The sequence below is a fragment of the Roseomonas haemaphysalidis genome (genome assembly GCF_017355405.1).
Classification (GTDB): Bacteria; Pseudomonadota; Alphaproteobacteria; order Acetobacterales; family Acetobacteraceae; genus Pseudoroseomonas; species Pseudoroseomonas haemaphysalidis.
Genome location: NZ_CP061177.1, coordinates 1,619,232 through 1,642,992, shown reverse-complemented (window position 1 = coordinate 1,642,992; position 23,761 = coordinate 1,619,232). Strand labels below are relative to the sequence as shown.

Below are 23,761 nucleotides of genomic sequence, written 5' to 3'. Positions count from 1 at the left end.
CCCGGCATTCCCGGCTGTGGCGGGACCTGCGCGCCGGGGGTGTTGAACCCCCGGCGACTGACGCGCGGCGCCGGTGGATTTTGAAGACAATTCGATGGCGCGCCCCGCGGTGTCAGGCGCCATGCTTCCTGATGGCGGGGTCTGGGGGGACACTGTCCCCCAGCGGGGGGGTCCAGGGGGGCAGCGCCCCCTTGGCCAACCGCCCCATTCCAAGCACCATGCCCGCCATGACCGATTTCGCCCCCTGGAAAGTCCTTTCCACCCGCAGCGCCCTGCGCGACCGCTGGATCGACGTCACCGCCGATGCGGTGCGCGACGCGCGCGGCAACCTGCTCGACCCGTTCTACACCCTCGGCTATCCGGACTGGGTGCAGGTGGTGGCGCTGACCGACGACGATCGCATCGTGCTGGTGCGGCAATACCGCCACGGCGCCCGCGCCCACACGCTGGAACTGCCGGCGGGCGCCATGGACGCTGGCGATGCCTCGCCGCTGGACACGGCGGCGCGGGAGCTGCGGGAGGAAACCGGCTTCACGGCCCAGGACATCCGGCACGTGGCGAGCCTGCATCCCAACACCGCCACGCACCGCAACCGCTGCCACACCGTGCTGGCGCTGGGCGTGCAGGCCGGCGCCGCCATGGCGCATGAGGCGGGCGAGGACATCGTCGTGGAAACACCGGCCCTGGCCGAGGTGCTGGCAGGGTTGCCGTCCGGCATGCTGCCGCAGGCCATGCACGTCTCGGCGCTGCTGCTGGCGCTGGCGGCGGCGGGGCGGCTGGACCTGGCGCTGCGGCCAACCTAGCCCCGCGCGGCGCGTTGCTGCTGCGAACCGCAGGGAAGGATATCCGCATGGCACGCTTCGAGGGCAAGGTGGTGGTGGTCACCGGCGCGGGTTCCGGCATCGGTGCTGCCACGGCGCGGCGCTTCGGCCAGGACGGTGCCAGCGTGGTGCTGGTCGGCCGGCGCGAGGAAAAGCTGCGTGAGGTCGCCGCCGGCATGGCGGCGGAGCGGACGCTGGTGCACCCGGCCGACGTGTCGCACCAGGCGGAGGCCGAGGCGCTGGCCACGGCCACGGTGGCGAAGTTCGGCCGCATCGACGTGCTGGTGAACAACGCGGGCATCGCCAAGAGCGGCCCGTTCCTGGAACTGGCGGTGGAGGACTGGCACCGCGTGATGGCGACGGACGTGGACGGGGTGTTCTTCTGCATCCGCGCCATGCTGCCGAAGTTGCTGGAAAGCCGGGGCAACATCGTCAACACCGCGTCCGTGTCCGGCCTCGGCGGCGACTGGGGCATGAGCGCCTACAATGCCGCCAAGGGCGCGGTCGCGAACCTGACGCGCGCGCTGGCGCTGGAGCTTGGCGGCCAGGGCGTGCGGGTCAATGCGGTGGCCCCCTCGCTGACCATCACGGAAATGTCCGCCGGCATGAAGGACAATGCGCCGCTGATGCAGAAGTTCGCCGAGCGCATCCCCCTCGGCCGCCCGGCGGAGCCGGAGGAGATCGCGGACGTCATCGCGTTTCTGGCCAGCCACGACGCGCGCTTCGTCAATGGCGTCAACCTGCCGGTGGATGGCGGACTGTCGGCCTCCAACGGCCAACCGCCGCAGGGCTAGTGGTGCCGCGGGGCGGTGGTCAGTGCCGCCCCGCCTTGGCGATGCGGTCCAGCCGCTGGTGCAGAAAGGCCAGCACGGCGGCTTCCTCCGGCTTCAGGCTGGGCAGGTCCTCGCGCAGCTCGGCCTCGACCTCCTGCTGCACCTGCACCAGCAGGGCGCCCTGCATGTAGCCGTCCAGCACCTCGGGGTGCACGTAGCACTTGCGGCAGATGGCGGGGGTGTTGCCCAGCCGGGCGGCGGTGTGCTCGATCGCCGCCTTGACGTTGCGCTTGGCGGCCGTGTCGCTGTCCACGGCCTCGAAGGCGCTCAGCGCCATCGCCGCCACAACGGTGCCGGCCCAGGTGCGGAAGTCCTTGGCGGTGATGTCATGGCCGCTGGCTTCGCGCAGGTAGGCGTTGACGTCGCCGGAATCGATGCCCTGTCGGTGCCCTTCCTCGTCCAGATACTGGAACAGCTCCTGCCCCGGCAGGTCCTGGCAGGCACGCACCACCTTGGCCACGCGGCGGTCGCGCAGCGTCAGGCGCCATTCCTTGCCGCTCTTGCCCTTGAAGGCGAAGCGCAGCTCCGTGCCGCTGACGGCCACGTGGCGGTCGCGCAGCGTGGTCAGGCCGTAGCTCTTGTTGGCCTGGGCATAATCCTCGTTGCCCACGCGGATCAGCGTGGTGTCCAGCAGATGCACGATGGTGGCCAGCACCTTGTCGCGCCCCAGGCCCGGGCGGGCCATGTCCTCGTCCACCCGGGCGCGCAGCGCCGGTAGGCCGCGGGCGAATTCCATGACGTGCGCGTATTTGGTGCTGTCCCGCGCCACGCGCCAGTCGGCGTGGTAGCGGTACTGCTTGCGCCCCTTGGCGTCGCGCCCGGTCGCCTGGATGTGGCCATCGGCGCGCGGGCTGATCCACACCTCCGTCCAGGCCGGCGGGATGGCCAGCTTGCGGATGCGCGCCAGAGTGTCCTTGTCGCGCAACGCCTTGCCACGCGCATCCCGGTAGCTGAAGCCGCTGCCGCTGCGCCGGCGGGTGATGCCGGGGGTGTCGTCCGACACGTGGCGCAGCCCGGCGCTGGCGGCGGCATTGAGTTCCACGGTTTCGGGCTTGCTCTTCGCGGCGGTGCGGCCGTGGCGGGGTGGCTCGACCGTGACGGCGGCTTCAGTCAACATGGGCTGCGGGTCCACTGTGGCGTTCCGCCGGAGCGGGAACACAGAAAACGCACGTCAACCGCAGCGGTTACGCGCCGCCCCGAGGAGCTGAACGATGCCCGACGCGAACCTGCAGATCCTGCCGTTGGAGCCGCGCCACCGCGCGGCCTGGGACCGGCTTTATGGCGGCTACGCCGCGTTCTACGGCGTCAACCAGACGGACGAGATGCGCGACCGGGTCTGGGGCTGGCTGACCGATCCCTCGCACGAGGTCAAAGGCTTTATGGCAGAACTGGACGGGCAGTCCGTCGGCATCACCCACTTCCGCCCTTATCCGCGCCCGTTGTTCGCCGGCACCGGCGGCTTTCTGGATGACCTGTTCGTGGACAGCGCGGCGCGCGGCCACGGCGTCGCGGACGCCTTGATCGCGGCGGTGGCGGCGGTGGGCCGCGAAAAGGGCTGGGGCCTGATCCGCTGGATCACCAACGACACCAACTACCGCGGCCGCGCCGTGTATGACCGGGTGGCGACGCTGACGCCGTGGCGGACCTACGACATCAAGCTGTGACAGCGGGAAGGCAGGCCGGTTGCCACCCTGCCCTTGGCCCTCGGCGTGGCGAAGGCCAGGGACAGCAGCCGGGGTTTCAGGGGAATTCTTCGCCCGGCCTTGCTTTTCGTGCCATCGCCGGACGCCCATCTCTCGCGGCATGATGTCCCGCCGCGCCACCCTCGCCCTCCCTGCCCTGCTGTCCGCCACCCCCGCCCTGGCCGTGACCGAAGCACCCGGCACCTGGCGGGACGCCACGCGCGGCCGCGACCTGCCGGTGCTGGTGCGCCTGCCCGATGGCAGCGGCCCGGCCCCGGTGGTGGTGCTGTCGCACGGGCTGGGCGGCACACGGATGGGGCTGGGCTATCTCGGCCGGGCGCTGGCCGGCGCGGGCTTCGTGGTGGTGCACATGCAGCACCCCGGCACCGACGACAGCCTGTGGCGCGGTGGCGGCGCCAATGCCGGGCTGGCCATGGCGGCCGCCGTGGCGGACGTGCAGCGCGCCGCCGACCGCATCCTCGACACCGTGTTCGTGCTGGACCAGTTGCCGCGCCGGCTGGGCGGGCGGGCCGACCCGTCGCGCATCGCGATCGGCGGGCATTCCTATGGCGCGTGGCTGACGCAAACCATGTTGGGGCAGCGGGTCCCCGGCGGCGACCGCGGGCTGCGGCTGCCCGACCCGCGCCTGGGTGCCGGCATCGCGCTGTCGCCCATCCCGCCGCAGGCGCTGCCGCCGCGGCTGGCGATGGACCGTGTGGCGGTGCCCATGCTGCACGTGACGGGCACCGAGGACCGCGACTTCACCGGCGGCAACAGCCCGTCCGACCGGCGCATCCCCTATGACAACATCTCGGCGCCGGGCCAGGTGCTGGCCATCCTGGGCGGTGCCAACCACCTCAGCTTCGCCGACGAGATCGCGGCCGGTGCGCGCTGGGCGGAGCCGACCTTCCATGCCCGCACGGCGGCGCTTGCGGTGCTCTTCCTGCGTGGCGTATGGCTCGGCGATGCGCCATCCCGCCTGCTGCTGGCCCAGGGTGCCCCCGGCGTCCTGCAACCCGCCGACACCCTGGAAACCAAGGGCCTCGCACCGGACTGAGGGCCGCGATGCCTGACTTCCTGCTGGAGCTCGCCGCCGGCGGCCGCGTCGCCGGCGTGGACGAGGCCGGGCGCGGGCCGCTGGCCGGCCCGGTGGTGGCCGCGGCGGTGTTGTTCCACGCACCGCCGCCGGACGCCCTGGCGACCCTGCTGGACGATTCCAAGAAGCTGGACGGTGCGAAGCGCGAGGCGGCCTATGCCGCGCTGCGCGCCGCGCAGGCGGCAGGCGCGCTGGATGCCGCGATCGGCGCCGCCAGCGCCGGCGAGATCGGCCGGCTGAACATCCTGCGCGCCACGCACCTGGCCATGGCCCGCGCCGTGGCACGCCTGCGGCTGCCGCCGGACCTGTGCCTGATCGACGGCAATCAGGCGCCGCGCGGCTTCGCGCACCCTGTGCAATGCGTGGTGAAGGGCGATGCGCTGAGCCTGTCCATCGCCGCCGCCTCTATCCTGGCCAAGGTGACACGGGACCGTGCCATGCGGCGGCTGGACCCGCGCTGGCCCGGCTACGGATTCGCGCGCCACGCCGGCTACCCCACCGCGATGCACCGTGAGGCCCTGGCGCGGCTTGGCCCCTGCCCCCACCACCGCCGGGGCTTCGCACCCGTGGACCAGATGTTGCTCGCGCTTCCTTGACGGGGCGACTCGGCCTAACGCATTCTCCTGCCTCGATTCGCGGGATCCTGCCGCGTCGGTGGCAAGGGGTTTCGGCGGCGTGGGGACGGGCTTGGATCTGCCGTTGGACTGCATCCTGGAAGGGGATTGCATCGAGATGCTGCGGGCGCTGCCGCCCGCCTCCGTGCACGCCATCTTCGCGGACCCGCCTTACAACCTGCAATTGAAGGGCGAGCTGCGGCGGCCCGACGAAAGCGTGGTCGATGGCGTGGACGACGACTGGGACCGGTTCACCAGCCTGTCCGTCTACGATGCCTTCACCCGCGCTTGGCTGACCGAGGCCCGGCGCGTGTTGCGCAAGGACGGCACCATCTGGGTGATCGGCTCCTATCACAACGTGTTCCGGCTCGGCTCGGCGTTGCAGGACCTCGACTTCTGGATCCTGAACGACGTCATTTGGCGCAAGGCCAACCCGATGCCGAACTTCCGGGGCCGCCGCTTCACCAACGCGCATGAGACGATGATCTGGGCCTCGCGCGGGCAGGACAGCCGCTACAAGTTCAACTACACCGCCATGAAGTCACTGAACGACGACACACAGATGCGCAGCGACTGGTTCATCCCGCTGTGCACCGGCGGCGAGCGGCTGCGCGACGAGAAGGGCGCCAAGGTCCACCCGACCCAGAAGCCCGAGGCGCTGCTGCACCGGGTGATCCTGTCCTGCACCGCGCCGGGCGACGTGGTGCTGGACCCCTTCCTGGGCTCCGGCACCACCGCCGCCGTGGCCAAGCGCCTGGGGCGCCGCTACATTGGCATCGAGCGCGACCCCACCTACGCCGCCGCCGCCCGCGCCCGCATCGGTGCCATCGAGCCGCTGTCCGAATCCGCCATGCTGGTGACGCCGACGCGGCGCGAGCAGCCCCGCATTCCCTTTGGCGCGCTGGTGGAACGCGGCATGGTGCCGCCCGGCGCCATCCTGGTGGACCGCCACCGCCGCTTTTCCGCGCAGGTCGGCGCCGACGGCTCGCTCCGCTGCGGCACCGCGCAGGGCTCGATCCATCAGGTCGGCGCCGCGGTGCAGGAAGCGCCTTCCTGCAACGGCTGGCTGTTTTGGCATGTCGAGCGGCGGGACGGCTCGCTGCGGCTGATCGACGAGTTGCGCAGCGAGATCGCAGGCAGCATGGGGGCCTGAAGTCCGGGAGAAGGAATTCCCCCCGGACCCCCATCTTCTTCCGGGTGCGGCTGTCGTGGCAACGCACCCGACCAGCCGGCGGCACCAAAAAATAGATCAGAAAAAAGAAGGGGCTCGGGGAATTCTTTCCCCGACCTTCTGGATGCCGATCAGAAGTACTTCGCCAGATTCCGACGCACCCGGTCCAGCACCGGCTCGCCGGCGTCCGGCAGCATGAAGTCCTGGCCCGTGATGGTCTCGAAGGCGCGCACATAAACCGCCGCCGTATCCAGGATCAGCGACTGCGGGATCTCGGGGATCTCATCGCGGTACGGGTCGCAGCGGGCGGCCACCCAGTTGCGGACGAAGTCCTTGTCGAAGCTTTCGGGCTTCTCGCCGGCGGCGAAGCGGGCCTCGTAGCTGTCGGCCAGCCAGTAGCGGCTGCTGTCGGGGGTGTGGATCTCGTCGGCCAGGATGATGGTGCCCTCGGCGTCCACGCCGAACTCGTACTTGGTGTCCACCAGGATCAGGCCACGCTCGCGCGCCATCGCCTGCCCGCGGGCGAAGAGGGCCAGGGCATAGGCGGAAAGCTGCTGCCATTGCGCCTCGGTCAGCAGCCCCTGGCCCACGATCTCGGCAGGCGTCAGCGGCGCGTCGTGGGCGCCGTCATAGGCCTTGCTGGTGGGGGTGATGACGGGGTGCGGCAGGCGCTGGTTGTCGCGCATGCCGTCGGGCAGCGTCATGCCGTACATGCTGCGCTGCCCGGCCTTGTACATGGTCAGGATGGAGGTTCCGGTGGTGCCGGCCAGGTAGTCGCGCACCACCACCTCCACCGGCAGGATGTCCAGCCGCCGGCCGACCACCACGTTGGGGTCGGGGTAGTCCAGCACGTGGTTGGGGCAGATGTCGCGCGTGTGCTCGAACCAGAACCGCGCGGTCTGCGTCAGCACCTGCCCCTTCAGCGGGATGCAGGTCAGGATGCGGTCAAAGGCGCTCAGCCGGTCGGTCGAGATCAGGATGCGGCTGCCGTCGGGTAGGTCGTAATTATCCCGCACCTTGCCGCTGTAGTAGTTGGGCAGTTCCGGGATGGCCGCGTCGCGCAGGATCTGCTGCGCGTGCCGCGCGAGGGTGGAGGCATCCATCGGGTCGTGTCCTGGGGCTGGAATGGCAAGGCGGCGATGGGCGCCAAACTAGCCGCCACCAGGGCCGGGTCCAACCCCGCCACCCCCGCCTGAATGGCGCCAAAAAGCGCATCTTGGCAGCAACGTTACGGCTGGGTAAGCACCCGTCCATGCGCGCCACGGCGTCTGCGATGGTGGCGCGGAGGGAGAACACGTCACATGACAATCCAGGAATTTCCCGGCCCCGGCCGGCGCGGGCTGCTGGCCGCTGGCCTCGGCCTGGCGGCCGGCGGGCTGGCGGCCGGCGGGCTGGCGGCACCACGGGTGGCGCGGGCGCAGGGCGCCTGGCCCAGCCGCCCGGTCACGCTGGTGGTGGGCTTTCCGCCCGGCGGGCAGACGGACTTCGCGGCCCGCATCATCCAGCCGGGCCTGTCCGCCGCGCTGGGTCAGCCGGTGGTGATCGACAACCGTGCCGGGGCCGGTGGCAACCTGGGCACCGAGGCGGTGCTGCGCTCGCGCCCGGACGGCTACACGCTGCTGGCCGGCAACAGCAGCCCGATGGCGATCAACCCGCATACCTTTCCTGGCATGACCATCGACCCGCTGCAGCTGACCTCGATCGGGCTGGCGCTGCAGTCCTCGATGATCCTGTGCGTGCATCCCTCGGTGCCGGCCACCGACGTCTCGGAGCTGACGGCCTGGATCAAGGCCCAGCCGCGCGGTGTGGACTACGGTGCCGCCAGCGCCGGCAGCCTGTCGCACTGCGCGATGGAACTGCTGCGCCTTCGCATCGGCAACCCGGACATGCAGAGCATCCCGTATCGCGGCTCGGGCCCCGCGCTGCAGGATTTCATCGCCAACCGCTTCAGCATGATGTTCGACGGCGCCTCGGTGGTCGCGCCCTTTGTCAAGGCGGGACAGCTGCGGGCGATCCTGGCGACGGGCGCCACGCGCTCCCCCGCCTTTCCCGACCTGCCGACGGCATCCGAACAGGGCTTGCAGGACTTCACCTTCAGTGCCTGGGTCGGCCTTTCGGCGCCGAAGGGCACGCCGGACGAGGTGGTGCAGAAGGTGAATGCGGCCCTGGCCAAGGCGCTGCAGGACCCGAACGTGCGCGAGCGCATCACCGGCCAGGGCGACGAGCCGGGCAGCGGCAGCGCGGCGGACTACGATGCGATGGTGAAGCGCGACCATGCGCGCTGGGGCCAGGTAGTCAAGGCCGCCAACATCACGGTCGAGAACTGATGCGGCGCGGGCCGGGGCGGCGTGCCCCGGCCCGGCGTCCTAGTGGTCGCGCCCGCGGCCGGTCGCGGCCTGCAAAGCGTCGATCTTCTTGCTGGCATCGGCCTTGCTCAGCGAGGCGTCGAATTCCTCGCCGGCTTCCTCGCACAGCGTCTTCAGGTAGCTGGCCTGGGCGCCGGTCATGCTTTCGTCGCCGGTCGTCCAGTTGTCCGGGTCCTTGACCGTGTTGCTGGGCGTGCCTTCCGGCGGCGGCGCCTTGGGGTCGGTTTCGGGGGACTTGTCGGTCTTGCTCTGGGCCATGGTTCGCGTCCTCGTTCGCTTTACGTTCCCATTAACCTTCGACGCGGCGCGGAGTTGCCGGTCTTTCCCCGGACTTCCTACCCGGCCGGCAGCGCCACCCAGTCCCCTGGCTTCTGTCCTGGCCGCATCACGAAACGGCATCCCGCCCCCGGCTGGTCCCAGGAGCGGCTGATCGGCGCCCCTGCCAGATGGGCCCGCAACAGCGCCCCCACCCCGCCATGCGCCACCACCGCCACCGGCCCCGGCGGGGCCGCCGCCAGCACGGCGCCGATGGCGCCGACGATGCGGGCCTGCGCATCCACGGCCCGCTCCCAGCCACGGATGCTCTGGTCGGGGCTGGCGAAAAAGGCGTCGGCGGTGCGCTGGAACTCGGCTTCGGGCAGGTAGCCCGTGGCGTCGCGGTCGTTCTCGCCGAGGCCGGCATGCACCTGGACCGGCAGGCCAAGGCGCCCGGCCAGGATGCCGGCCCCCTCGATCGCCTTGGCTTCGGTGCTGGCCCAGACGCTCTGCACCGCTGCCATTTCCGGCAGGGCCGCCAGCGCGCGCATGCGGGCGATGCCCAGCGGTGCCAGCCCCCAGCGCGGCACCGGCACCAGCGGGTCGATCATCACCTCGGGGTGGGTGATGAAGTGCAGCATGCTCAGCGCGGGCCGCGGCGGCGGTTGGCCGCCAGTTCCTCGGGCGACAACTGAAAGCCGATCAGCACGCGGCGGCTGGCGGCCTGGTCCACGCCACCGGCCAGGGTGATGGTCAGCTCCTCGCCCTGGCTTTGCACGCGGGACACGTTGGGCGGGAATTCGATGCGCAGCGCATAGGCGGCACGCGACAGCACCTGGTCGTCATCGCCCACCACCGCCACCATGTAGGGCACGTCGATGGCCGGGCCCGGCGCCGCCGGCCCGCGCTCGGCCGAGAATTGCGGCGTCAGCGTTACCGCGAGCCCCTGATGACCGGAGGCGTAGTTGCACTTTGCCTGGAAGCCCGCCACCCGCGCATCCACCTCCATCGCCGTGAGGTCGGTGCCGCCGCCGGCACGGAAGCGCGTCAGGTCCGCGGCGTCGGCGATCACGCCGATGCGCGGGCACGGGGCCTGGGCACGCGACATCAGGCTCTCGCCCGGCTTGTCGCCGCAGCCGGCCAGCGCCAGCAGCCCCAAAGCCGCGCCGCCCGCCAGAAGGTTCCGTGCCTTGACCACCATGCCACTCTTCCCCTTAGTGCGGCCGGCCGAGCGGGCGGCATCCTCGCCCCCCGCCGCGCCGCCGCGACTTCCAAGCCCCGCAACCACCACGGCCCCGGCCCGGACGCAAGCATGACCGCCGATACTGCCGCCCCCCAGCCGACCGAGAAGCCGCCGCTGCACGTGCTGCTGGCGGGCCCCCGCGGCTTCTGCGCTGGCGTGGACCGCGCCATCAAGATCGTCGAGCAGGCGATCCAGAAGTTCGGCGCGCCGGTCTACGTGCGGCACGAGATCGTCCACAACAAGTTCGTGGTGGAGAACCTGGAGGCCCAGGGCGCGATCTTCGTGGAGGAGCTGGAGGAGGTGCCGGAAGACGCGCCGGTGGTCTTCTCGGCCCACGGCGTGCCGAAGTCGGTGCCAGCCGAGGCGCGGCGCCGCAACATGATGTACCTGGACGCCACCTGCCCGCTGGTCAGCAAGGTGCACCGCGAGGCCGAGCGCCACCAGGAGGCCGGCCGCCACATCCTGCTGATCGGCCACCAGGGCCACCCGGAGGTGATCGGCACCATGGGCCAGCTGCCCGAGGGGGCCGCCACCATCATCGAGACGGTGGAGGATGCCCTGGCGGTGCAGCCCCCCCCCGGCGCGCTGGCCTTCACCACCCAGACCACGCTGTCGGTGGACGACACGGCCGAGATCGTGGCCACCCTGCAGCGCCGCTTCCCGCACCTGACCGGCCCGGGCAAGGAGGACATCTGCTATGCCACCACCAACCGCCAGGCGGCCGTCAAGGCGATCGCGGCGCGGGCGGGGCTGTTCGTGGTGGTGGGCGCGCCCAACTCCTCCAACTCCGTGCGGCTGCGCGAGGTGGCGGAGCGCGCCGGCTGCCCGCGCGCCGTGATGGTGCAGCGCGGCCACGAGCTGGACCCCGCGATCGCCGACGGCGTGGCGGTGGTGGGCCTGACCGCCGGCGCCAGCGCCCCCGAGGTGCTGGTGGACGAGGTGCTGGCCCGGCTGCGCCAGCGCTTCGCGGTGACCACGGAGGAGGTGGTGGTGGCGGTGGAGGACATCACCTTCCGCGTGCCGCCCATGCAGCGGCCCGGCCTGCGCTGATGGCCGTCTACACCGAGATCTCGGACGAGGCGCTGCGGGCCTTTCTGGCGGACTACGGCATCGGCGAGCTGGTCGCCTTTCGCGGCATCGCGGAGGGGGTGGAGAACAGCAACTATGCGCTGAAGACCACCAGCGGCGACTACATCCTGACCTTGTACGAGAAGCGCGTGGACCCGGCGGAGCTGCCCTGGTTCCTTGGCCTGATGCGCCATCTCGCGGCGCGCGGCCTGTCCTGCCCCGAGCCGGTCGCGGCACGCGATGGCGAGGCACTGCGCGAGCTCTGCGGCCGCCCCGCCGCCATTTGCACCTTTCTGCCGGGCGTCTGGCCGCGCCGGGTGCGGCAGGCCCATTGCGGCCCGCTGGGCGGCGCGCTGGCGGAGCTGCATATCTCCGGCACCGGCTTCACGGAGGAACGCCGCAACAGCCTGGGCCCCGAGGCCTGGGCGCCGCTGCTGGAGCAATGCCGCGACGGCGGCGATGCGGTGCAGCCCGGGCTGATCGCGGAGCTGGACGGGCATCTGGCGGGTATCCTGCGCGAATGGCCGGAGGGCCTGCCGCGCGGGCAGATCCATGCCGACCTGTTTCCCGACAACGTGTTCTTTCTGGGCGATGCCGGGGGCGCGCCGCGCGTGTCCGGGCTGATCGACTTTTATTTCGCCTGCACCGACTTCCTGGCCTACGATCTGGCGATCTGCCTGAACGCCTGGTGCTTCGAGCCAGATTTCTCGTTCAACATCACCAAGGCCCGCGCCATGATCGCGGCCTACCGCGCCGTCCGCCCGCTGGGCGAGGCGGAGCTGGCGGCGCTGCCCGTGCTGTGCCGCGGTTCCGCCCTGCGATTTCTGCTGACACGGCTCTTCGACTGGACCCACACGCCCGCGGGCGCGATGGTCACGCGCAAGGACCCGCTGGAATACCTCAAGCGCCTGCGCTTCCATGCCAGTGCCCAGGACATCCATGCCTATGGCCTCTGACGTCTTCGATACCGCGCCGCCCGAGGCGGCGGAGCGGGTGGTGGAAATCTGGACCGACGGTGGCTGCAAGCCGAACCCCGGCCCCGGCGGCTGGGCCGCGATTCTGAAGTTCGGCGAGGTGGAACGCGAGCTGACCGGCTCCGACCCCAAGACCACCAACAACCGCATGGAGCTGACCGCCGCCGCCGCCGCGCTGGAGGCGCTGAAGCGCCCCTGCACCGTTGTGTTGCACACGGACAGCGAATACGTGCGCAACGGCATCAGCCGCTGGATCAACGGCTGGGTCCGCAACAACTGGCGCAACGCGGCCAAAGACCCCGTGGCCAACATGGAACTCTGGCAACGGCTGCTGGCCGCCGCCAAGCCGCATAAGGTGGAATGGCGCTGGGTGCGCGGCCATGCCGGCGACGTGATGAACGAGCGCGCGGACGTGCTGGCAACCATCGCGCGGGATGCGGCGCGGGACATGAAGTGATGCCCGCCAAGCCATAAGGCCGTCGGTTCCGCGCGGCGCGGCCATCCGATCGATCTGACCGATCAAGAATGGGGGATCGTTCGGCCACTGCTGCCGTCAGCCAGTTCCCGCCGCGGTCATCCCGGCCGCCCGTCGTGCCGCACAACCGTTGGGGGATGACGCCTGCGGTCGGACAACCTGATGAACGCTGCGGCTGACCTGCGCTTCGTCATCGGGATGCGAACCATGCAAGCGCGCGGGCGTCTTTGAAATCGACGATCGACGGACCGGCTGGCGGATCGTTTGTTCCACCCCCCAAGCCATGCCACCATCATGCCTGCTAGCCAGGCCCGACGGCCGCTCCCAGCTCCGGGTGACGTGCCGGCCATCCGGCCAGGATGAAGATTTCATGTCCCCGGCGGAGCAGCCTTCTGCCGACCGGCAGCGGCTGCTAGCAGAACCACGCCATGCGCTTCATCATCATCGTCCTGGACGGGCTCCGGCCTGATCTCGTATCCGCCGCCGCGACCCCGCATCTTGCGGCTCTCCAGGCATCGGGCACCCGTTTTGCCCGGGCGAGAAGCGTGTTCCCAAGCGAAACGCGCGTGGCCACATCTTCCCTGATCACCGGGACCCGGCCGCAGTCGCATGGCTTGGCGGCCAACACGCTGTTCGACGCCGCCGTGACGCCTTCCCGGCTGCTCAACACCGGCCATCGGGACGATCTGCGCCTGCTGGCGCGGGGCGCGACATCTCCGCTGGACCGGCCAACGCTCGGCGAATTGCTGGCGGAAGCCGGGCGCAGCCTCGCCGTCGTGTCCGGCGGCACCGCGGGATCGGCCTTTCTGCTGCATCCCCTGGCCGAGCAGCTCGGCGCCTTTCGCTGGAACGTGAACGACACCACGGGTCCCACCGCGGAGCGGGTGCGGGCACGCCTCGGACCCACGCCCGCACCCGCGGTGCCGAACCTGGAGCGGGTGGACTTCATCGCCCGCGTGATGACCGAGATCGCCCTGCCGGAGCGGCGCGCCGACGTCACCCTGCTGTGGTGCCCCGAGCCGGATATCTCCTGCCACTTCCTCGGCATCGGGCATGCGGAAACCCAGGGCCGCGCCCTGCGGGCCGCCGACGCCCTCGTCGGCCGCGTGACGGCCTGGCGCGATGCGCAGCCGGATGCGGCGGAGATCGGGCTGCTGGTGCTCTCGGATCATGGCATGGTCACCGGCACGCGACGCATCCCGGTGGTGGAGGAGCTGCGCCGCGCCGGGTTCCGCGCGGGCACTGGCTTCACCGACGACACGGACATTGTCGTCGCACCGGCGGCGGCGCCGGGCATCTGGCTGAGGGAGCCCGGGAAGACGTCGGCGCCCCTCGCCACCTTTCTGGCGGCCCAGGCCTGGGCCGGGCCTCTCCTGGCACGCGACCCGGTGGCACTGGGCCTGCCCGACCTCGTGCCTCTGAGCCTGCTCGACGCGGCCCATCCCCGGGCACCGGATCTGACCCTGACCTTCGCCGGGTGCGAGCAGCCCGATCCCTGGGGCCTGCCGGGCACCGCCCCCTTCGATGCCGGCAACGTACCTGAGGGCGGCGGCATGCATGGCGGGCTGCATCGGCGCGAACTGGCGACCGTGATGCTGATGGAAGGCGGCCCCTTCCGGCGCCGCGCCACCGTGCAGGGCGCGGCTGACCTGACGGACCTCGCCCCCACGCTGCTGCATATGCTCGGCGTCGGGCATGAGGGTTGCGAAGGAAGGGTGCTGGAGGCCGCCTGGAATGCCGCCGCGGATACGCCCCCGGCCGAGGACCGCATTGTCCTGCCGCGTGGCTTTGCGCTGGACCGCATGTGCCAGGACGGCCGGTACTATCCGGCCGGCCTGAGCCGGATTGCCATGCCTTCCGCCTGACAGGCGGTCACGGGTGGCCGGTGCCCTGGCCGGCAGGTCCAGGAACGCTGATCGAGGAGCAGTCGCTCCGGATCAAAGAAGGCGGCACCCGCCGTCAGGGCGCCGCGCCGCGTCATCCCGCGAGCTCATCATCCACGCAAGCCGCGGCCTCTCCCACATAGTTTGCGGGGTCGAGCAGAGCCTCGAAATCGAGCGTGTTTCCGTGCTCCCGCAGCAGCGGATGCTGTCGAAGCGCATCGACAAAGGCGACAGAGCCGTCAGCGGCTCGCATGGCCGCATCGTAGAGCACGTGGTGGGCATGGTGGCGGCCGATGCTGCGCCCCAGTGTCATCATGACCGCTTCCGACAGGATGGCGCCCCCGGTCAGGTCCAGGTTCCGACGCATCGCTTCCGGATGCACCACCAGCCCATCGATCAACGAGGCCAGCCCTTCCGCCACGGACGCGGCCAGGATCGCCATCTCGGGCACCAGCACATCGGCGATGTTGCTGGCCGTCGCGTCCCCTTCATTGGCCCGGACCATGGACTCGGTCACCAGCCCCGCCCGCGAGCGCAGGATCTGGGCAACGCCGGCAACATTCTGCGCATGGGCGGGGTTGCGCTTCTGGGCCATCGTGGAACTGCCGACCTTGCCGGTCTCGAAGCGTTCCTCGACTTCCGCCACCTCGGTGCGCTGCAGGAACACCACCTCGCGCGCCACCTTTTCCGCCGTGCCGGCCAGCAGCACGAGCACGCCAAGGTAGGCGGCGAACTGGTCGAACGACGAGCGGACCGGAATGCCGGCGACGCCGAGGCCGAGGATCTCGGCCACCCGCGCCTGCACGGCCCGGCCTTGCCCTTCCATGGCGGCAAAGGTGCCCACGGCGCCGCCGGTTCGCACCACCAGCGCGTCCTGCGCCGCCACGTCGAGCCGCGTCAGGTGGCGCCGCAACTCCTCCCGCCAGGCGGCCACCTTGAAGCCGAAGGTGATGGGCAGCGCGTGCTGGCCATGCGTGCGGCCGGCCTGCACGATGTCGCGGTTCCCGGCCGCCAGGCGTGCACAGGCATCGACGGCCCGCCGCAACTGCTGTTCGATCAAGACGTGGCTGTCGCGCAGCTGCAGCACCGCGCCGGTCTCGAAGATATTCTGGGTGGTGACGCCCCAATGGATGTATCCGGCCGCCTCCTCGCCGCAGAGCTCCTCGAACTGGCGCAACATGGGCACGAACGGGTGCATCGTGCTGCGGATATCCGCGGCCATGCGGCCAAGGTCCAGGAGCGTCGCGTCAGCCTTTGCGCCGATGATGTCCGCGGCGGCGCGTGGAATCATGCTGAGATCGGCCTGTGCCCGCGCGAGTGCCTTCTCGACATCGAGCCACGCCTGCAAAGTGCCGAGGTCGCTCCAGATGTCTTTCGCTTTGGCGCTGAACCAGTGGCCCGTGATGCAGGAGTCAAACATACCTGTGGTCATCGGATCGTCCCCGTCACTCGACCGATAGCTTCGATGCCGCCACGATGTTGCGGTAGCCCTCCGCCTGCTGCCGGATGAAGGCGCCGAACGCCTCGCCGCTGAGGGGCGACGCGGTGAACCCCGCATCGGACAACTGCTTCTGGACGGCGGGGGTCGCCAAAGCTTCCCGGATGGCGGCGTCAAGCTGTTGCACAAAGGTCCCCGGCGTACCGTTGCGCACGAAGATGCCCTGCCAGAGCGGGAAGGTGACACCGTCGAAGCCAGGCAGTTCCGCCAGTGTCGGCACGTCCGGCAATTGCGGGACGCGCGCGGCGGAGGATACGGCCAGTGCCCGCAGCGTACCCTGCTGGATGGGTGGGATGGCGGTGGAATCGACCAGCACCGCCGCATCCAGGTTGCCGGCGATGAGATCGTTCACGACCAGGTTGCCGCCGCGATAAGGCGAATGCAGCAGTTTGACGCCGGCCTTCTCGCTGATCAGTTCTCCCAGGAAGTGCTGGGCGGATGCGACGCCGGGCGAGCCATAGCTTCGTGTCTCGCTCCCGCCTTTCCGGGCGGCATCGATGAACGCGGCCATATCCTTGTAGGGTGAGGACGCGGGGACGACGAACGTCATGCCACCGATGGTGGTGCGGCCCACCGGGATTGTATCGCGTTCCCAATCGAGCTTCACGTTGCGGTTGACCATGGGCACCGCGACGGTGTCGAAGCCACCGAAGTAGAGCGTGCCGGTGTCCGGTCGGTTGTTGGCCAGGCGCTGAAACGCGATCATCCCACTGGCACCCGCGACATTCTCGACCACGACGGACCGGCCAAGACGAGCCGAAAGCTCCGACGCCATGATGCGGGCGACGAGGTCGGAACTGCCGCCGGCCGAGTACCCGACCACGAGGCTGATGGCCTGGCTGCCCTGCGCCTGCGCCGCGCTGGCCACCGCCGCGCCGGCCATGGCCAGGAAACCCCGTCTTGCGATGCTGTTCATGCGTATCCCCCCAGCATTTGCGGCGCCGAACGCGCCTTCTGATATGAGCGAGGCTCCCTAGAAGGTGGGTCGTATGATTACAATACAAATTGTATTTATCGGCTCGGTTGCAGCGTTTGGCGTCTCAAGATATCCAGACGACTGAGCTGCGGGTGATCGGGGGCTTTTAAGCTGCCCATTGTATTGTATTACTGCGCCATGGATGATGTAGAGCGCCTTCGGCTCAGGTTGATGAAGCTGGTTGCCGACGGTCGCTCGGGCGACCGGCTCCCTACAGTACGCGCTTTGATGCGGCAGTTCGGCCTTTCGCAGGCAAAGGTGCAGAGGGAGCTGGACGCGTTGCGCGACAGCGGCGCCATCGTGTCCGGCGTCGGCAGGGGCACCTTTATTGGCCACCGCCCGGACGAAGCGACCATGCCCCCCTCGCCGCCCCCCCTCCCGGTCCGCAGCGTGCTGTTCCTGCGCCGATCGGAGGGCCTGCGGCGCGGGCGGCTGGTCCTCGATGCATTGCAGCACCGCTTCAAGGCCGACGGGTGCCAGACGCTGGAAGTCACCTATTCCGATGCGCGGCATGCCTGCCGCGTGTTGCGGTCCCTGCCCCGGTTCGATGGCTGCGTCATCCAGTCATCATTCGAGACGATCCCGGTGGAAATGCTGGCCGCAGCACGGGCCCGGGCTGATGCCCTGGCCGTCGATGGCGCATGGCTGGTCGGGACCGATCTGGACGCGGTCGGCTTTGAGTGGGGGGAGCCGGTGGAGCGTGCGGTCGTGCGGCTGCGGCAGCACGGCCACCGCGACATCGCGCTGGCAACCACCTCCACGCCCTTTCTCGCGAATGATCTCGGCCTGCGCCGCTATGAAGGGCTGCGGGAACGGGGCGATCCCCATGTCATCCTGCATCCTCCGCTTTTGGTGGCTGAGCCGCCTCACGCCGATTATTTGGCAGCCCTGACGGATGCTATCTGCGCGCAGAGAAAGCCCGATGGTTCATTGCCCTTCAGCGCCATCATTGTCTGGGGCGTGGAGGCTGGTTCCACGCTCCGCGCCGCCCTGGCCGCCGGAGGGATCAGGACACCGGAACAGCTTTCGATCATTCTGCTTGGCCGTACCGATATTCCCGAAGAGGCCGATGGCTTCTTCAACCTCATCGGATACAGGGCGTCTGACCAGTGTGACGGGCTTTACGAAGCGATCAACAAGCAATGGGCAGGATCGCAATCCCGGGGAACATTGCGTCTGCTGCCGGTTCACGAGGTGCCGGGCTTCTCCATATCGCAGCACCTGCCGGCATCACCCACCGGGGCCGGTCGTTCGCGATCACGAAGAGAACCCCCCGGGTAGCGCCCGCTGCCTGCCCGGGTCCAACACGCCAGAAGTGGCGGGGCGCATGTCACCGGACGCCGATCGTCGACACGCTTACGACTTGTCTCGCCGCCCGGCCCGGCTTGGACTCACGGGCTGCTTGCAAGGATTGCAGGATTTGACGCGGATGGGCACAACGACCGGATCGGCGGAGGGTAGGTTTCCATGCAGACGGTCGAGGCTTTCATTCGCGGTCTGCCCAAGGCAGACCTGCACATGCACATCGAAGGCAGCATCGAGCCACAGCTCATGCTGGACCTGGCCCATCGTCACGGCATGAGGCTTCGTTGGGATACAGCCGAGGCACTGCGCTCCGCCTACGCCTTCCCGAACCTGAAGTCCTTTCTTGACCTTTACTTCGAGGGTTGCAAGGTCCTGCAAACGGAACAGGACTTCTACGACGTGACCCGCGCCTACCTGCGCCGGGCGCACGCGGATGGCGTGGTCCGTGCCGAAATGTTCATCGGCCCGCAAAGCTTCACGGAGCGAGGGGTTCCGATGGAAAGCCTGATGGGCGGAGTGCTCCAGGCCATGGACGATGCGCGGCGGGACCAGGGAACCAGCTCGGGCCTCATGATCAGCGTCCACCGCCACCGCACGGAGGCGGATGCCATGGCCGTGCTCGACCAGATCATGCCCTGGGCCGGCCGCATCATCGGCATCGGCATGGGTGGTGCCGAGGTGGGTAACCCACCCTCCAACTTCGCCGGCTTCTTCCAGGCTGCACGCGATCGGGGGTTTCGCATCACCGTCCATGCCGGAGAAGAAGGCCCGGCGAGCTACGTGCGCGAAGCGCTCGAGCTGCTCCGCGTGGACCGGATCGACCATGGCAACGCATGTCTGGACGACCTGGACCTTGTGCGGGAACTGGCAGCGCGCCGCACACCGCTGACGGTCTGTCCACTATCCAATCTGCGGCTTCAAGTGGTCACGGATCTGGCTCAGCACCCGCTGAAGGCCATGATGGCCCATGGCCTGCATGTCACCGTCAATTCCGATGATCCGCCTTACTTCGACGGATACGTGACGGAGAACTTGGTGGCCTGCCAAAGCGCCCTCGACCTGTCGGTTCCGGAGATCGTGCGTCTGGTCCGCAATGGATTGGAAGCTGCCTGGGTCACGCGGGAGGAGCGGCAAATCCTGCTCACGCGGCTGGATGACTATCTTGCCGGCCGTACCGAGGCTCAAGCTTGATCATCTGAACGCAGATCGTCGCGCAGCGGCCTTGATGTGTCGGATATAGCGACCTATCCCTCTGGGGACGGGTCGACTGGTTGCGCAACTCAAAAATAGAGGCGTCTTCCGCGCCACCAGATTGTCGAACCGATCATCAGGCAGAAACTCAGATCTGGAATCTCCAGGCCCGGATCAGGCGCAAAGAAATTGCTGCTGAAAAATGGAATATGCGTCCCGATGCTCCGCCGCTCGATCAGCCATTGGCTGATCGCCTGAAGCTCTTTGCTACGCCGATATGAAAAGCTGAGGTCTCCTGGGAAGGTCGCCAGATCGATCCGATAGGACAGGCGATCCGTCGCACCAATTCCTGAAGGCACATGCTATGCCTGCTCAAATAGCAGAATGCACGCAGCACCTTCTGGGTCATTGAGCAAGAAGGCCAAGCATCCACTACCCGCTTTGGTCATCCCAACCGCTGCGGTTGCTGTGAAACAGAAGAGCCATGAGACCAACGCCAATCGCCATCGCCCCACCGCCCCCGATCAACGCAGCGATAAGTGGCGCGCCTTCCATTGGCATCGCTCCGTAGGCAGCAGAGGTAGCCCAGAGCACGAGCCCGGCCATGACCATCCCAAGTACGAAGGCCAGCCCAACCAAGGGGAGGATTCGTTTGCTCACGCCCGGTTTCTGCGAAGGATCAGCACTCTTGCTGCCGGGCACAGCGCTGGATCGATGGCTCATCTTCAGCATCTGATTATGTCCCTTTCCTTAGAGTGACATCACAACAAGCTTATCTCAGACATACTGCAGAGTTCGTTGGCAGCGTCCCGGTGCAGTCGAGCGATCGAACGGCGGTGTGCCCCCCCGGCGCGTGATTGGATTGTTGCAAAGGCCAGGGTTTTGCGCATCAACCGAACGAGATCTTAGTGTATCTCGTATCACATATGGATTGATGCCCAAGTGCGACAGCAGCTGTGGCATGTCTCCATCGGTGTTCGTACTCGCCGTTCGCTGAAGCAGGCAGTCGCGGGGAGATGGCTGTTGCTTCGATCAGCGCCTATGGATCACACGTTCTGGCGCTGGTCACCGTCTTTCAAGAAATGTGATCAGCCACCAGACGGCGCCTGCCAGCATCGCTAGGCCGAGTGCGTAATCTCCGACGGCGAACAGCAATCGTCTCCGGGCTGCCTGCCTTGCAGCAATCTGTTTCACCTGCTTGGCAGTGAGCTTCGGCTTGCCAGTTTTCCGCTTCCTGGCGGTTTGTTTGATCGCCTTGACCGGACTTGCAGCCTGTCTCTGGGTTCGAGATGAGGGGAGCTTTTGATCGGCTTTTGCCGTCTTGCGATTCTTTGGCAAAGAAAGTCTCGGGGCACAGGCATCTGAAGACAAGTGGTACCTAGCGATGCAGACATCAGCCATCAAGGTCGTGCCACGAAGCGAATGCCGGGAACGGCGCAATGCTGAACATCCGAGCCCTATGCAGAAGCGTCGATCATCGCTCTCTTGTTGCCGATCGCGGCACCACGCCGCTGCCGGAATGAAAGCGATGCCTCGGCCACCAGAGGCGCGAACGCGGCGGCATCGTGCCCAAGCGCTTGGTTGCCCGGCATGGTGAGCGTGCTGCGGAATGGGGCAGTGCTTCGTCTGGTTTTTACGTGGGCGTTTGGCGGTGCCACGACCACGAGACACATCCCCACCCTACCGGGGTGGAGCAGCGTTCAGTCCACATATGCTTCGGATGCGGCGGAGGCCTCGATGACGTGCGCCGTGCCCACGACGGCCAGCTTCAGCCAAGATCCGGGCGGGACCATATGGCTGGGCGAGGTCCTGATGGCGACGGATACCGCATCGGTCCCTGCGCGTCCCTCGATCTGAACCTGCATCAGGCAATCGCTTCCAGCGAACTCGGTCGCGATGACCTTGGCATATCCAATGCCCTCAGCTGCGCCACATACGGGGACGAAGGATATCTGCTCCGGGCGCAGCATGATCCGCACCCGCGTGCCGGCGGGATGACCCCCGACAGGAACGTGGCCGAGAGCGCATTCGGCGAAGCCGCCCTGCATCTGTGCCGCAAGAAAGATGGCTGGGCCAAGGAAGCTGGCAACCGTTTCATCGGAAGGCTGGAGATACAGTTCGCGCGGCGGTCCGACCTGCAGCAGCCGGCCATTGCGCATCACGGCCACCTGGTCGGCGAAGGACATGGCCTCGGCTTGGTCATGGGTCACCAGGATCGTGGTGACCCCCGCTTTGTCCAGCAGAGCCGATACCGCTTTCCGGGTGCTGGCGCGCAGCCCGGTATCGAGGGCCGAGAACGGCTCGTCCAGCAGCATCAATCTGGGCTGGCGGGCCAGGGCCCGGGCCAATGCGACCCGCTGCTGCTGCCCGCCGGACAAGGCGTCCGGCCTGCGGCGCAGCAGGTCCTCGTCCAGTTCGACCATCCCGGCCAGGGAGCGGATCCGTGCGTCGCGCCCTGCGGTGCCGCGGGGCAGGCCGAAGCCGATGTTCTCCGCCACGCTGAGATGCGGGAACAGCGCGCCTTCCTGGGCCACCAGCCCGATGCCGCGGCGATGCGCCGGGACCGCGGCCGGGCCATCGGCCAGCACCTCGCCATCCAGGGAGATACGGCCTGTATCCGGGGCATCGAAGCCTGCCAGCAGCCGCAGCAGGGTCGACTTGCCACTGCCGGACGGACCCACGATCGCCGTGCGGCTGCCCTGGGGCGCCGTCAGAACGACGTCATCCAGCGCCAGCACCGACCCGAAGCGCTTGGTGACTCCTTGAAGGCTGAGAAAGCTCATTGCCCGGCGGCTCGGCGGGATTGGCGATGCAGGAGCCAGGTCAGGGGAGAGGTCAGCAGGATCATCAGCAGCGCATATGGCGCGGCTGCGGCGTAGTCGAGTTCGCCGCTGTAGGACCAGAAGGCGGTCGCCAGGGTCTGCGTGCCATTGGGGGCCAGCATCTGGGTCGCCGTCAGTTCCCCCACGATGCCGAGGGAGGCCAGCGCGAGGGCCGCCGCGACACCTGGCGCCGCCAGCCGCAGCGTCACGGTCAGCAGCGTCCTGGCGGGCGAACGCCCCAGCACATGGGCCGCCTGCTCCAATTCAACCGGCGACTGGGCGAGGGAGGCGCGCAGGCCGATGATGGCGCGCGGCAGAAACATCAGCGCATAGGCCAGCATCACCGTGAACAGGGTCTGGTACAGCGGCAGCACCACCCGCACGGCGATCGTCACCAGGGCCAATGCCACGACCACGCCCGGGAGCGCACCGGTCAGGAAGTTGGCGCCCTCCAGGGCGCGCTGCAGCCGGCCTGGCCGACGGATGGACAGCCAGGCGATCGGGAAGGCCGCGGCCACCGTCAGCGCCGCGCCGCACAGCGCCAGCACCAGCGTCTGGCCGAGGGCGGGGCCGATTTCCTGCCAGCGCCAGATGCCGCTGCCGCCCGCAGCCAGCCAGCGCCACAGCGTCAGGGCCGGAACGCCGAGCGAAAGCACCGCCACCCCGAGCAGCAGCGCCAGCGCCGGAAGCGTCCAGTATCCCAGCCGCCGGCGAGCCGGGGGCCGGGCGGCGCCAGCACCGACGCGGGCATAGCGGGCCCGGCCACGAACCGTCGCCTCCAGCCACAGGAGCCCGAGGCAGCAGAGCACCAGCACCAGGGCCAGCATGCTGGCGGCGGGGCCGTTGAAGGTGGACTGGAACTGATCGATGATCGCCGTGGTGAAGGTATCGAACCGGATCAGCGCGAAGAGGCCGTACTCAGCCAGGAGGTGCAGCCCCACCAGCAGCGCCCCGCCGCACAGCGCCAGCCGCAGTTGCGGCACGACAACGCGCCGGAAAACGCGGGCGGGTGGATCGCCCAATGCCGCGGCGGCGTCTTCCAGCGCCGGGTCCAGGCGCCGCAACGCGGCCGAGACGGGCAGGTACATGAAGGGAAAATACGCCAGCACCGAAACCAGCAACCCGGCGGGCAGCCCGTGCAGCCACGGCACCAAGCTCACCCAGGCATAGCTTTGCACGAAGGCCGGCACCGCCAGCGGCGCCACGGCCAGCCAGGACCAAGTCCGGGCACCCGGAAGGTCGCTGCGTTCGGTCAGCCAAGCCATCACCAAGGCCAGGGCGCCGCAGGCCGGCACTGCCAGCAGCACCAGCAGCGTGGTGTTCCACAGCAATTCGCCCACGCGCGGGCGGAACACCAGGGACGACGCGGTTTCCCAGCCGGTTTGCACGGCGACCCAAAGCACGAAGCCCAGGGGCAGCAGCGTCACCAGCGTCACCAGCACGGCGGCGCCGGACAGCACGGGCGCCATGGGTCGGCGGCGGAGCCGG

The 23,761-nt window shown here is 68.9% G+C and carries 25 protein-coding genes; 13 read left to right on the top strand and 12 right to left on the bottom strand.

The genetic code is table 11. From position 1 onward, the window contains the following. Positions 1–227 precede the first annotated feature (227 nt). Together IAI59_RS07560 and budC are read left to right on the top strand one after the other, a co-directional pair. Positions 228–803, top strand: a complete 576-nt coding sequence (locus IAI59_RS07560; RefSeq protein ID WP_207416821.1) for an NUDIX hydrolase — start codon at positions 228–230, stop codon at positions 801–803. A 47-nt stretch (positions 804–850) separates the two neighbouring features. Next, positions 851–1,615 (top strand): meso-2,3-butanediol dehydrogenase, encoded by a 765-nt coding sequence (gene budC / locus IAI59_RS07555; RefSeq protein WP_207416823.1) that lies wholly within the window; start codon positions 851–853, stop codon positions 1,613–1,615. Between the two features lie 19 nt (positions 1,616–1,634). Here budC and IAI59_RS07550 read toward each other — a convergent pair whose 3' ends face one another. Next, on the bottom strand, positions 1,635–2,771 hold the full coding sequence (locus tag IAI59_RS07550) for a DNA topoisomerase IB (protein ID WP_207416825.1): 1,137 nt from the start codon (positions 2,769–2,771) through the stop codon (positions 1,635–1,637). 94 nt (positions 2,772–2,865) lie between these two features. Here IAI59_RS07550 and IAI59_RS07545 point away from each other — a divergent pair, with 94 nt between their 5' ends. From IAI59_RS07545 to IAI59_RS07530, 4 genes are all read left to right on the top strand, one after another. After that, positions 2,866–3,318, top strand: coding sequence for a GNAT family N-acetyltransferase (locus IAI59_RS07545; RefSeq protein ID WP_207416826.1), 453 nt, complete (start codon positions 2,866–2,868; stop codon positions 3,316–3,318). A 139-nt stretch (positions 3,319–3,457) separates the two neighbouring features. Continuing rightward, positions 3,458–4,393 (top strand): alpha/beta hydrolase family protein, encoded by a 936-nt coding sequence (locus tag IAI59_RS07540; protein WP_207416827.1) that lies wholly within the window; start codon positions 3,458–3,460, stop codon positions 4,391–4,393. A gap of 8 nt (positions 4,394–4,401) precedes the next feature. After that, a complete protein-coding gene (locus IAI59_RS07535) occupies positions 4,402–5,028 on the top strand; it encodes a ribonuclease HII (protein WP_207416828.1) in 627 nt (208 codons plus the stop codon). A gap of 79 nt (positions 5,029–5,107) precedes the next feature. Next, positions 5,108–6,199, top strand: coding sequence for a site-specific DNA-methyltransferase (locus tag IAI59_RS07530; protein WP_408887608.1), 1,092 nt, complete (start codon positions 5,108–5,110; stop codon positions 6,197–6,199). 149 nt (positions 6,200–6,348) lie between these two features. Here the strand turns inward: IAI59_RS07530 and IAI59_RS07525 are convergent, their stop codons facing one another. After that, a complete protein-coding gene (locus IAI59_RS07525; RefSeq protein WP_207416829.1) occupies positions 6,349–7,320 on the bottom strand; it encodes a phosphoribosylaminoimidazolesuccinocarboxamide synthase in 972 nt (323 codons plus the stop codon). A 198-nt stretch (positions 7,321–7,518) separates the two neighbouring features. On the opposite strand from IAI59_RS07525, the gene IAI59_RS07520 reads away from it, so the two are divergent. Then, positions 7,519–8,544, top strand: coding sequence for a Bug family tripartite tricarboxylate transporter substrate binding protein (locus IAI59_RS07520; protein WP_207416830.1), 1,026 nt, complete (start codon positions 7,519–7,521; stop codon positions 8,542–8,544). Positions 8,545–8,583: 39 nt separating this feature from the next. On the opposite strand, the gene IAI59_RS07515 is transcribed toward IAI59_RS07520, so the two are convergent. The 3 genes from IAI59_RS07515 to IAI59_RS07505 form a co-directional block, all read right to left on the bottom strand. Next, positions 8,584–8,841, bottom strand: a complete 258-nt coding sequence (locus IAI59_RS07515; RefSeq protein WP_207416831.1) for a DUF3072 domain-containing protein — start codon at positions 8,839–8,841, stop codon at positions 8,584–8,586. A gap of 77 nt (positions 8,842–8,918) precedes the next feature. Next, positions 8,919–9,479, bottom strand: a complete 561-nt coding sequence (locus tag IAI59_RS07510; RefSeq protein WP_237180631.1) for a histidine phosphatase family protein — start codon at positions 9,477–9,479, stop codon at positions 8,919–8,921. A 2-nt stretch (positions 9,480–9,481) separates the two neighbouring features. Then, the gene (locus IAI59_RS07505; protein WP_207416832.1) at positions 9,482–10,039 is read right to left on the bottom strand and encodes a hypothetical protein; all 558 of its coding nucleotides are present in this window, start codon (positions 10,037–10,039) and stop codon (positions 9,482–9,484) included. A gap of 111 nt (positions 10,040–10,150) precedes the next feature. Here IAI59_RS07505 and ispH point away from each other — a divergent pair, with 111 nt between their 5' ends. The 4 genes from ispH to IAI59_RS07485 all read left to right on the top strand — a co-directional run bounded on the left by ispH (position 10,151) and on the right by IAI59_RS07485 (position 14,463). Beyond that, the gene (gene ispH, locus IAI59_RS07500; protein WP_207416834.1) at positions 10,151–11,131 is read left to right on the top strand and encodes a 4-hydroxy-3-methylbut-2-enyl diphosphate reductase; all 981 of its coding nucleotides are present in this window, start codon (positions 10,151–10,153) and stop codon (positions 11,129–11,131) included. Continuing rightward, complete coding sequence (locus tag IAI59_RS07495) at positions 11,131–12,105, top strand: homoserine kinase (protein WP_207416836.1); 975 nt, start codon at positions 11,131–11,133, stop codon at positions 12,103–12,105. The genes ispH and IAI59_RS07495 overlap by 1 nt, the downstream gene beginning before the upstream one ends. Then, on the top strand, positions 12,095–12,580 hold the full coding sequence (gene rnhA, locus IAI59_RS07490; RefSeq protein WP_207416838.1) for a ribonuclease HI: 486 nt from the start codon (positions 12,095–12,097) through the stop codon (positions 12,578–12,580). The genes IAI59_RS07495 and rnhA overlap by 11 nt, the downstream gene beginning before the upstream one ends. A gap of 446 nt (positions 12,581–13,026) precedes the next feature. Continuing rightward, positions 13,027–14,463: an alkaline phosphatase family protein gene (locus IAI59_RS07485; protein ID WP_207416841.1), complete on the top strand. Its 1,437-nt coding sequence runs from the start codon at positions 13,027–13,029 to the stop codon at positions 14,461–14,463. A gap of 112 nt (positions 14,464–14,575) precedes the next feature. Here the strand turns inward: IAI59_RS07485 and IAI59_RS07480 are convergent, their stop codons facing one another. Continuing rightward, a complete protein-coding gene (locus IAI59_RS07480) occupies positions 14,576–15,913 on the bottom strand; it encodes a class-II fumarase/aspartase family protein (protein ID WP_207416842.1) in 1,338 nt (445 codons plus the stop codon). A gap of 13 nt (positions 15,914–15,926) precedes the next feature. Continuing rightward, complete coding sequence (locus IAI59_RS07475; protein WP_207416844.1) at positions 15,927–16,895, bottom strand: Bug family tripartite tricarboxylate transporter substrate binding protein; 969 nt, start codon at positions 16,893–16,895, stop codon at positions 15,927–15,929. A gap of 198 nt (positions 16,896–17,093) precedes the next feature. Here IAI59_RS07475 and IAI59_RS07470 point away from each other — a divergent pair, with 198 nt between their 5' ends. Both IAI59_RS07470 and IAI59_RS07465 read left to right on the top strand, forming a co-directional pair. Further along, entirely contained in the window at positions 17,094–18,236 is a 1,143-nt protein-coding gene (locus tag IAI59_RS07470; RefSeq protein WP_207416845.1) for a GntR family transcriptional regulator, read from the top strand. A gap of 186 nt (positions 18,237–18,422) precedes the next feature. Beyond that, the gene (locus tag IAI59_RS07465; RefSeq protein WP_207416846.1) at positions 18,423–19,451 is read left to right on the top strand and encodes an adenosine deaminase; all 1,029 of its coding nucleotides are present in this window, start codon (positions 18,423–18,425) and stop codon (positions 19,449–19,451) included. An 89-nt stretch (positions 19,452–19,540) separates the two neighbouring features. Here the strand turns inward: IAI59_RS07465 and IAI59_RS07460 are convergent, their stop codons facing one another. From IAI59_RS07460 to IAI59_RS07440, 5 genes are all read right to left on the bottom strand, one after another. After that, on the bottom strand, positions 19,541–19,810 hold the full coding sequence (locus tag IAI59_RS07460; protein ID WP_207416847.1) for a hypothetical protein: 270 nt from the start codon (positions 19,808–19,810) through the stop codon (positions 19,541–19,543). 73 nt (positions 19,811–19,883) lie between these two features. Further along, the gene (locus tag IAI59_RS07455; protein WP_207416848.1) at positions 19,884–20,183 is read right to left on the bottom strand and encodes a hypothetical protein; all 300 of its coding nucleotides are present in this window, start codon (positions 20,181–20,183) and stop codon (positions 19,884–19,886) included. Positions 20,184–20,516: 333 nt separating this feature from the next. Then, a complete protein-coding gene (locus IAI59_RS07450; protein ID WP_207416849.1) occupies positions 20,517–20,852 on the bottom strand; it encodes a hypothetical protein in 336 nt (111 codons plus the stop codon). 299 nt (positions 20,853–21,151) lie between these two features. Further along, positions 21,152–22,234 (bottom strand): ABC transporter ATP-binding protein, encoded by a 1,083-nt coding sequence (locus IAI59_RS07445; protein WP_207416850.1) that lies wholly within the window; start codon positions 22,232–22,234, stop codon positions 21,152–21,154. Beyond that, positions 22,231–23,742, bottom strand: coding sequence for an ABC transporter permease (locus tag IAI59_RS07440; protein WP_237180632.1), 1,512 nt, complete (start codon positions 23,740–23,742; stop codon positions 22,231–22,233). Before IAI59_RS07440 ends, IAI59_RS07445 begins: the two co-directional genes overlap by 4 nt. Positions 23,743–23,761 lie beyond the last annotated feature (19 nt).

Bases quoted from the DNA above. Each gene is read 5' to 3' on its own strand.
- IAI59_RS07550 (WP_207416825.1), bottom strand. From the start codon at position 2,771: ATGTTGACTGAAGCCGCCGTCACGGTCGAGCCACCCCGCCACGGCCGC.
- IAI59_RS07520 (WP_207416830.1), top strand. From the start codon at position 7,519: ATGACAATCCAGGAATTTCCCGGCCCCGGCCGGCGCGGGCTGCTGGCC.
- IAI59_RS07495 (WP_207416836.1), top strand. From the start codon at position 11,131: ATGGCCGTCTACACCGAGATCTCGGACGAGGCGCTGCGGGCCTTTCTG.
- rnhA (WP_207416838.1), top strand. From the start codon at position 12,095: ATGGCCTCTGACGTCTTCGATACCGCGCCGCCCGAGGCGGCGGAGCGG.
- ispH (WP_207416834.1), top strand. From the start codon at position 10,151: ATGACCGCCGATACTGCCGCCCCCCAGCCGACCGAGAAGCCGCCGCTG.
- IAI59_RS07440 (WP_237180632.1), bottom strand. From the start codon at position 23,742: ATGGCGCCCGTGCTGTCCGGCGCCGCCGTGCTGGTGACGCTGGTGACG.
- IAI59_RS07445 (WP_207416850.1), bottom strand. From the start codon at position 22,234: ATGAGCTTTCTCAGCCTTCAAGGAGTCACCAAGCGCTTCGGGTCGGTG.
- IAI59_RS07510 (WP_237180631.1), bottom strand. From the start codon at position 9,479: ATGCTGCACTTCATCACCCACCCCGAGGTGATGATCGACCCGCTGGTG.
- IAI59_RS07505 (WP_207416832.1), bottom strand. From the start codon at position 10,039: ATGGTGGTCAAGGCACGGAACCTTCTGGCGGGCGGCGCGGCTTTGGGG.
- IAI59_RS07525 (WP_207416829.1), bottom strand. From the start codon at position 7,320: ATGGATGCCTCCACCCTCGCGCGGCACGCGCAGCAGATCCTGCGCGAC.
- IAI59_RS07470 (WP_207416845.1), top strand. From the start codon at position 17,094: ATGGATGATGTAGAGCGCCTTCGGCTCAGGTTGATGAAGCTGGTTGCC.
- IAI59_RS07455 (WP_207416848.1), bottom strand. From the start codon at position 20,183: ATGCTGAAGATGAGCCATCGATCCAGCGCTGTGCCCGGCAGCAAGAGT.
- IAI59_RS07480 (WP_207416842.1), bottom strand. From the start codon at position 15,913: ATGACCACAGGTATGTTTGACTCCTGCATCACGGGCCACTGGTTCAGC.
- IAI59_RS07485 (WP_207416841.1), top strand. From the start codon at position 13,027: ATGCGCTTCATCATCATCGTCCTGGACGGGCTCCGGCCTGATCTCGTA.
- IAI59_RS07535 (WP_207416828.1), top strand. From the start codon at position 4,402: ATGCCTGACTTCCTGCTGGAGCTCGCCGCCGGCGGCCGCGTCGCCGGC.
- IAI59_RS07450 (WP_207416849.1), bottom strand. From the start codon at position 20,852: ATGGCTGATGTCTGCATCGCTAGGTACCACTTGTCTTCAGATGCCTGT.
- IAI59_RS07475 (WP_207416844.1), bottom strand. From the start codon at position 16,895: ATGAACAGCATCGCAAGACGGGGTTTCCTGGCCATGGCCGGCGCGGCG.
- IAI59_RS07465 (WP_207416846.1), top strand. From the start codon at position 18,423: ATGCAGACGGTCGAGGCTTTCATTCGCGGTCTGCCCAAGGCAGACCTG.
- IAI59_RS07545 (WP_207416826.1), top strand. From the start codon at position 2,866: ATGCCCGACGCGAACCTGCAGATCCTGCCGTTGGAGCCGCGCCACCGC.
- IAI59_RS07540 (WP_207416827.1), top strand. From the start codon at position 3,458: ATGATGTCCCGCCGCGCCACCCTCGCCCTCCCTGCCCTGCTGTCCGCC.
- IAI59_RS07515 (WP_207416831.1), bottom strand. From the start codon at position 8,841: ATGGCCCAGAGCAAGACCGACAAGTCCCCCGAAACCGACCCCAAGGCG.
- IAI59_RS07560 (WP_207416821.1), top strand. From the start codon at position 228: ATGACCGATTTCGCCCCCTGGAAAGTCCTTTCCACCCGCAGCGCCCTG.
- budC (WP_207416823.1), top strand. From the start codon at position 851: ATGGCACGCTTCGAGGGCAAGGTGGTGGTGGTCACCGGCGCGGGTTCC.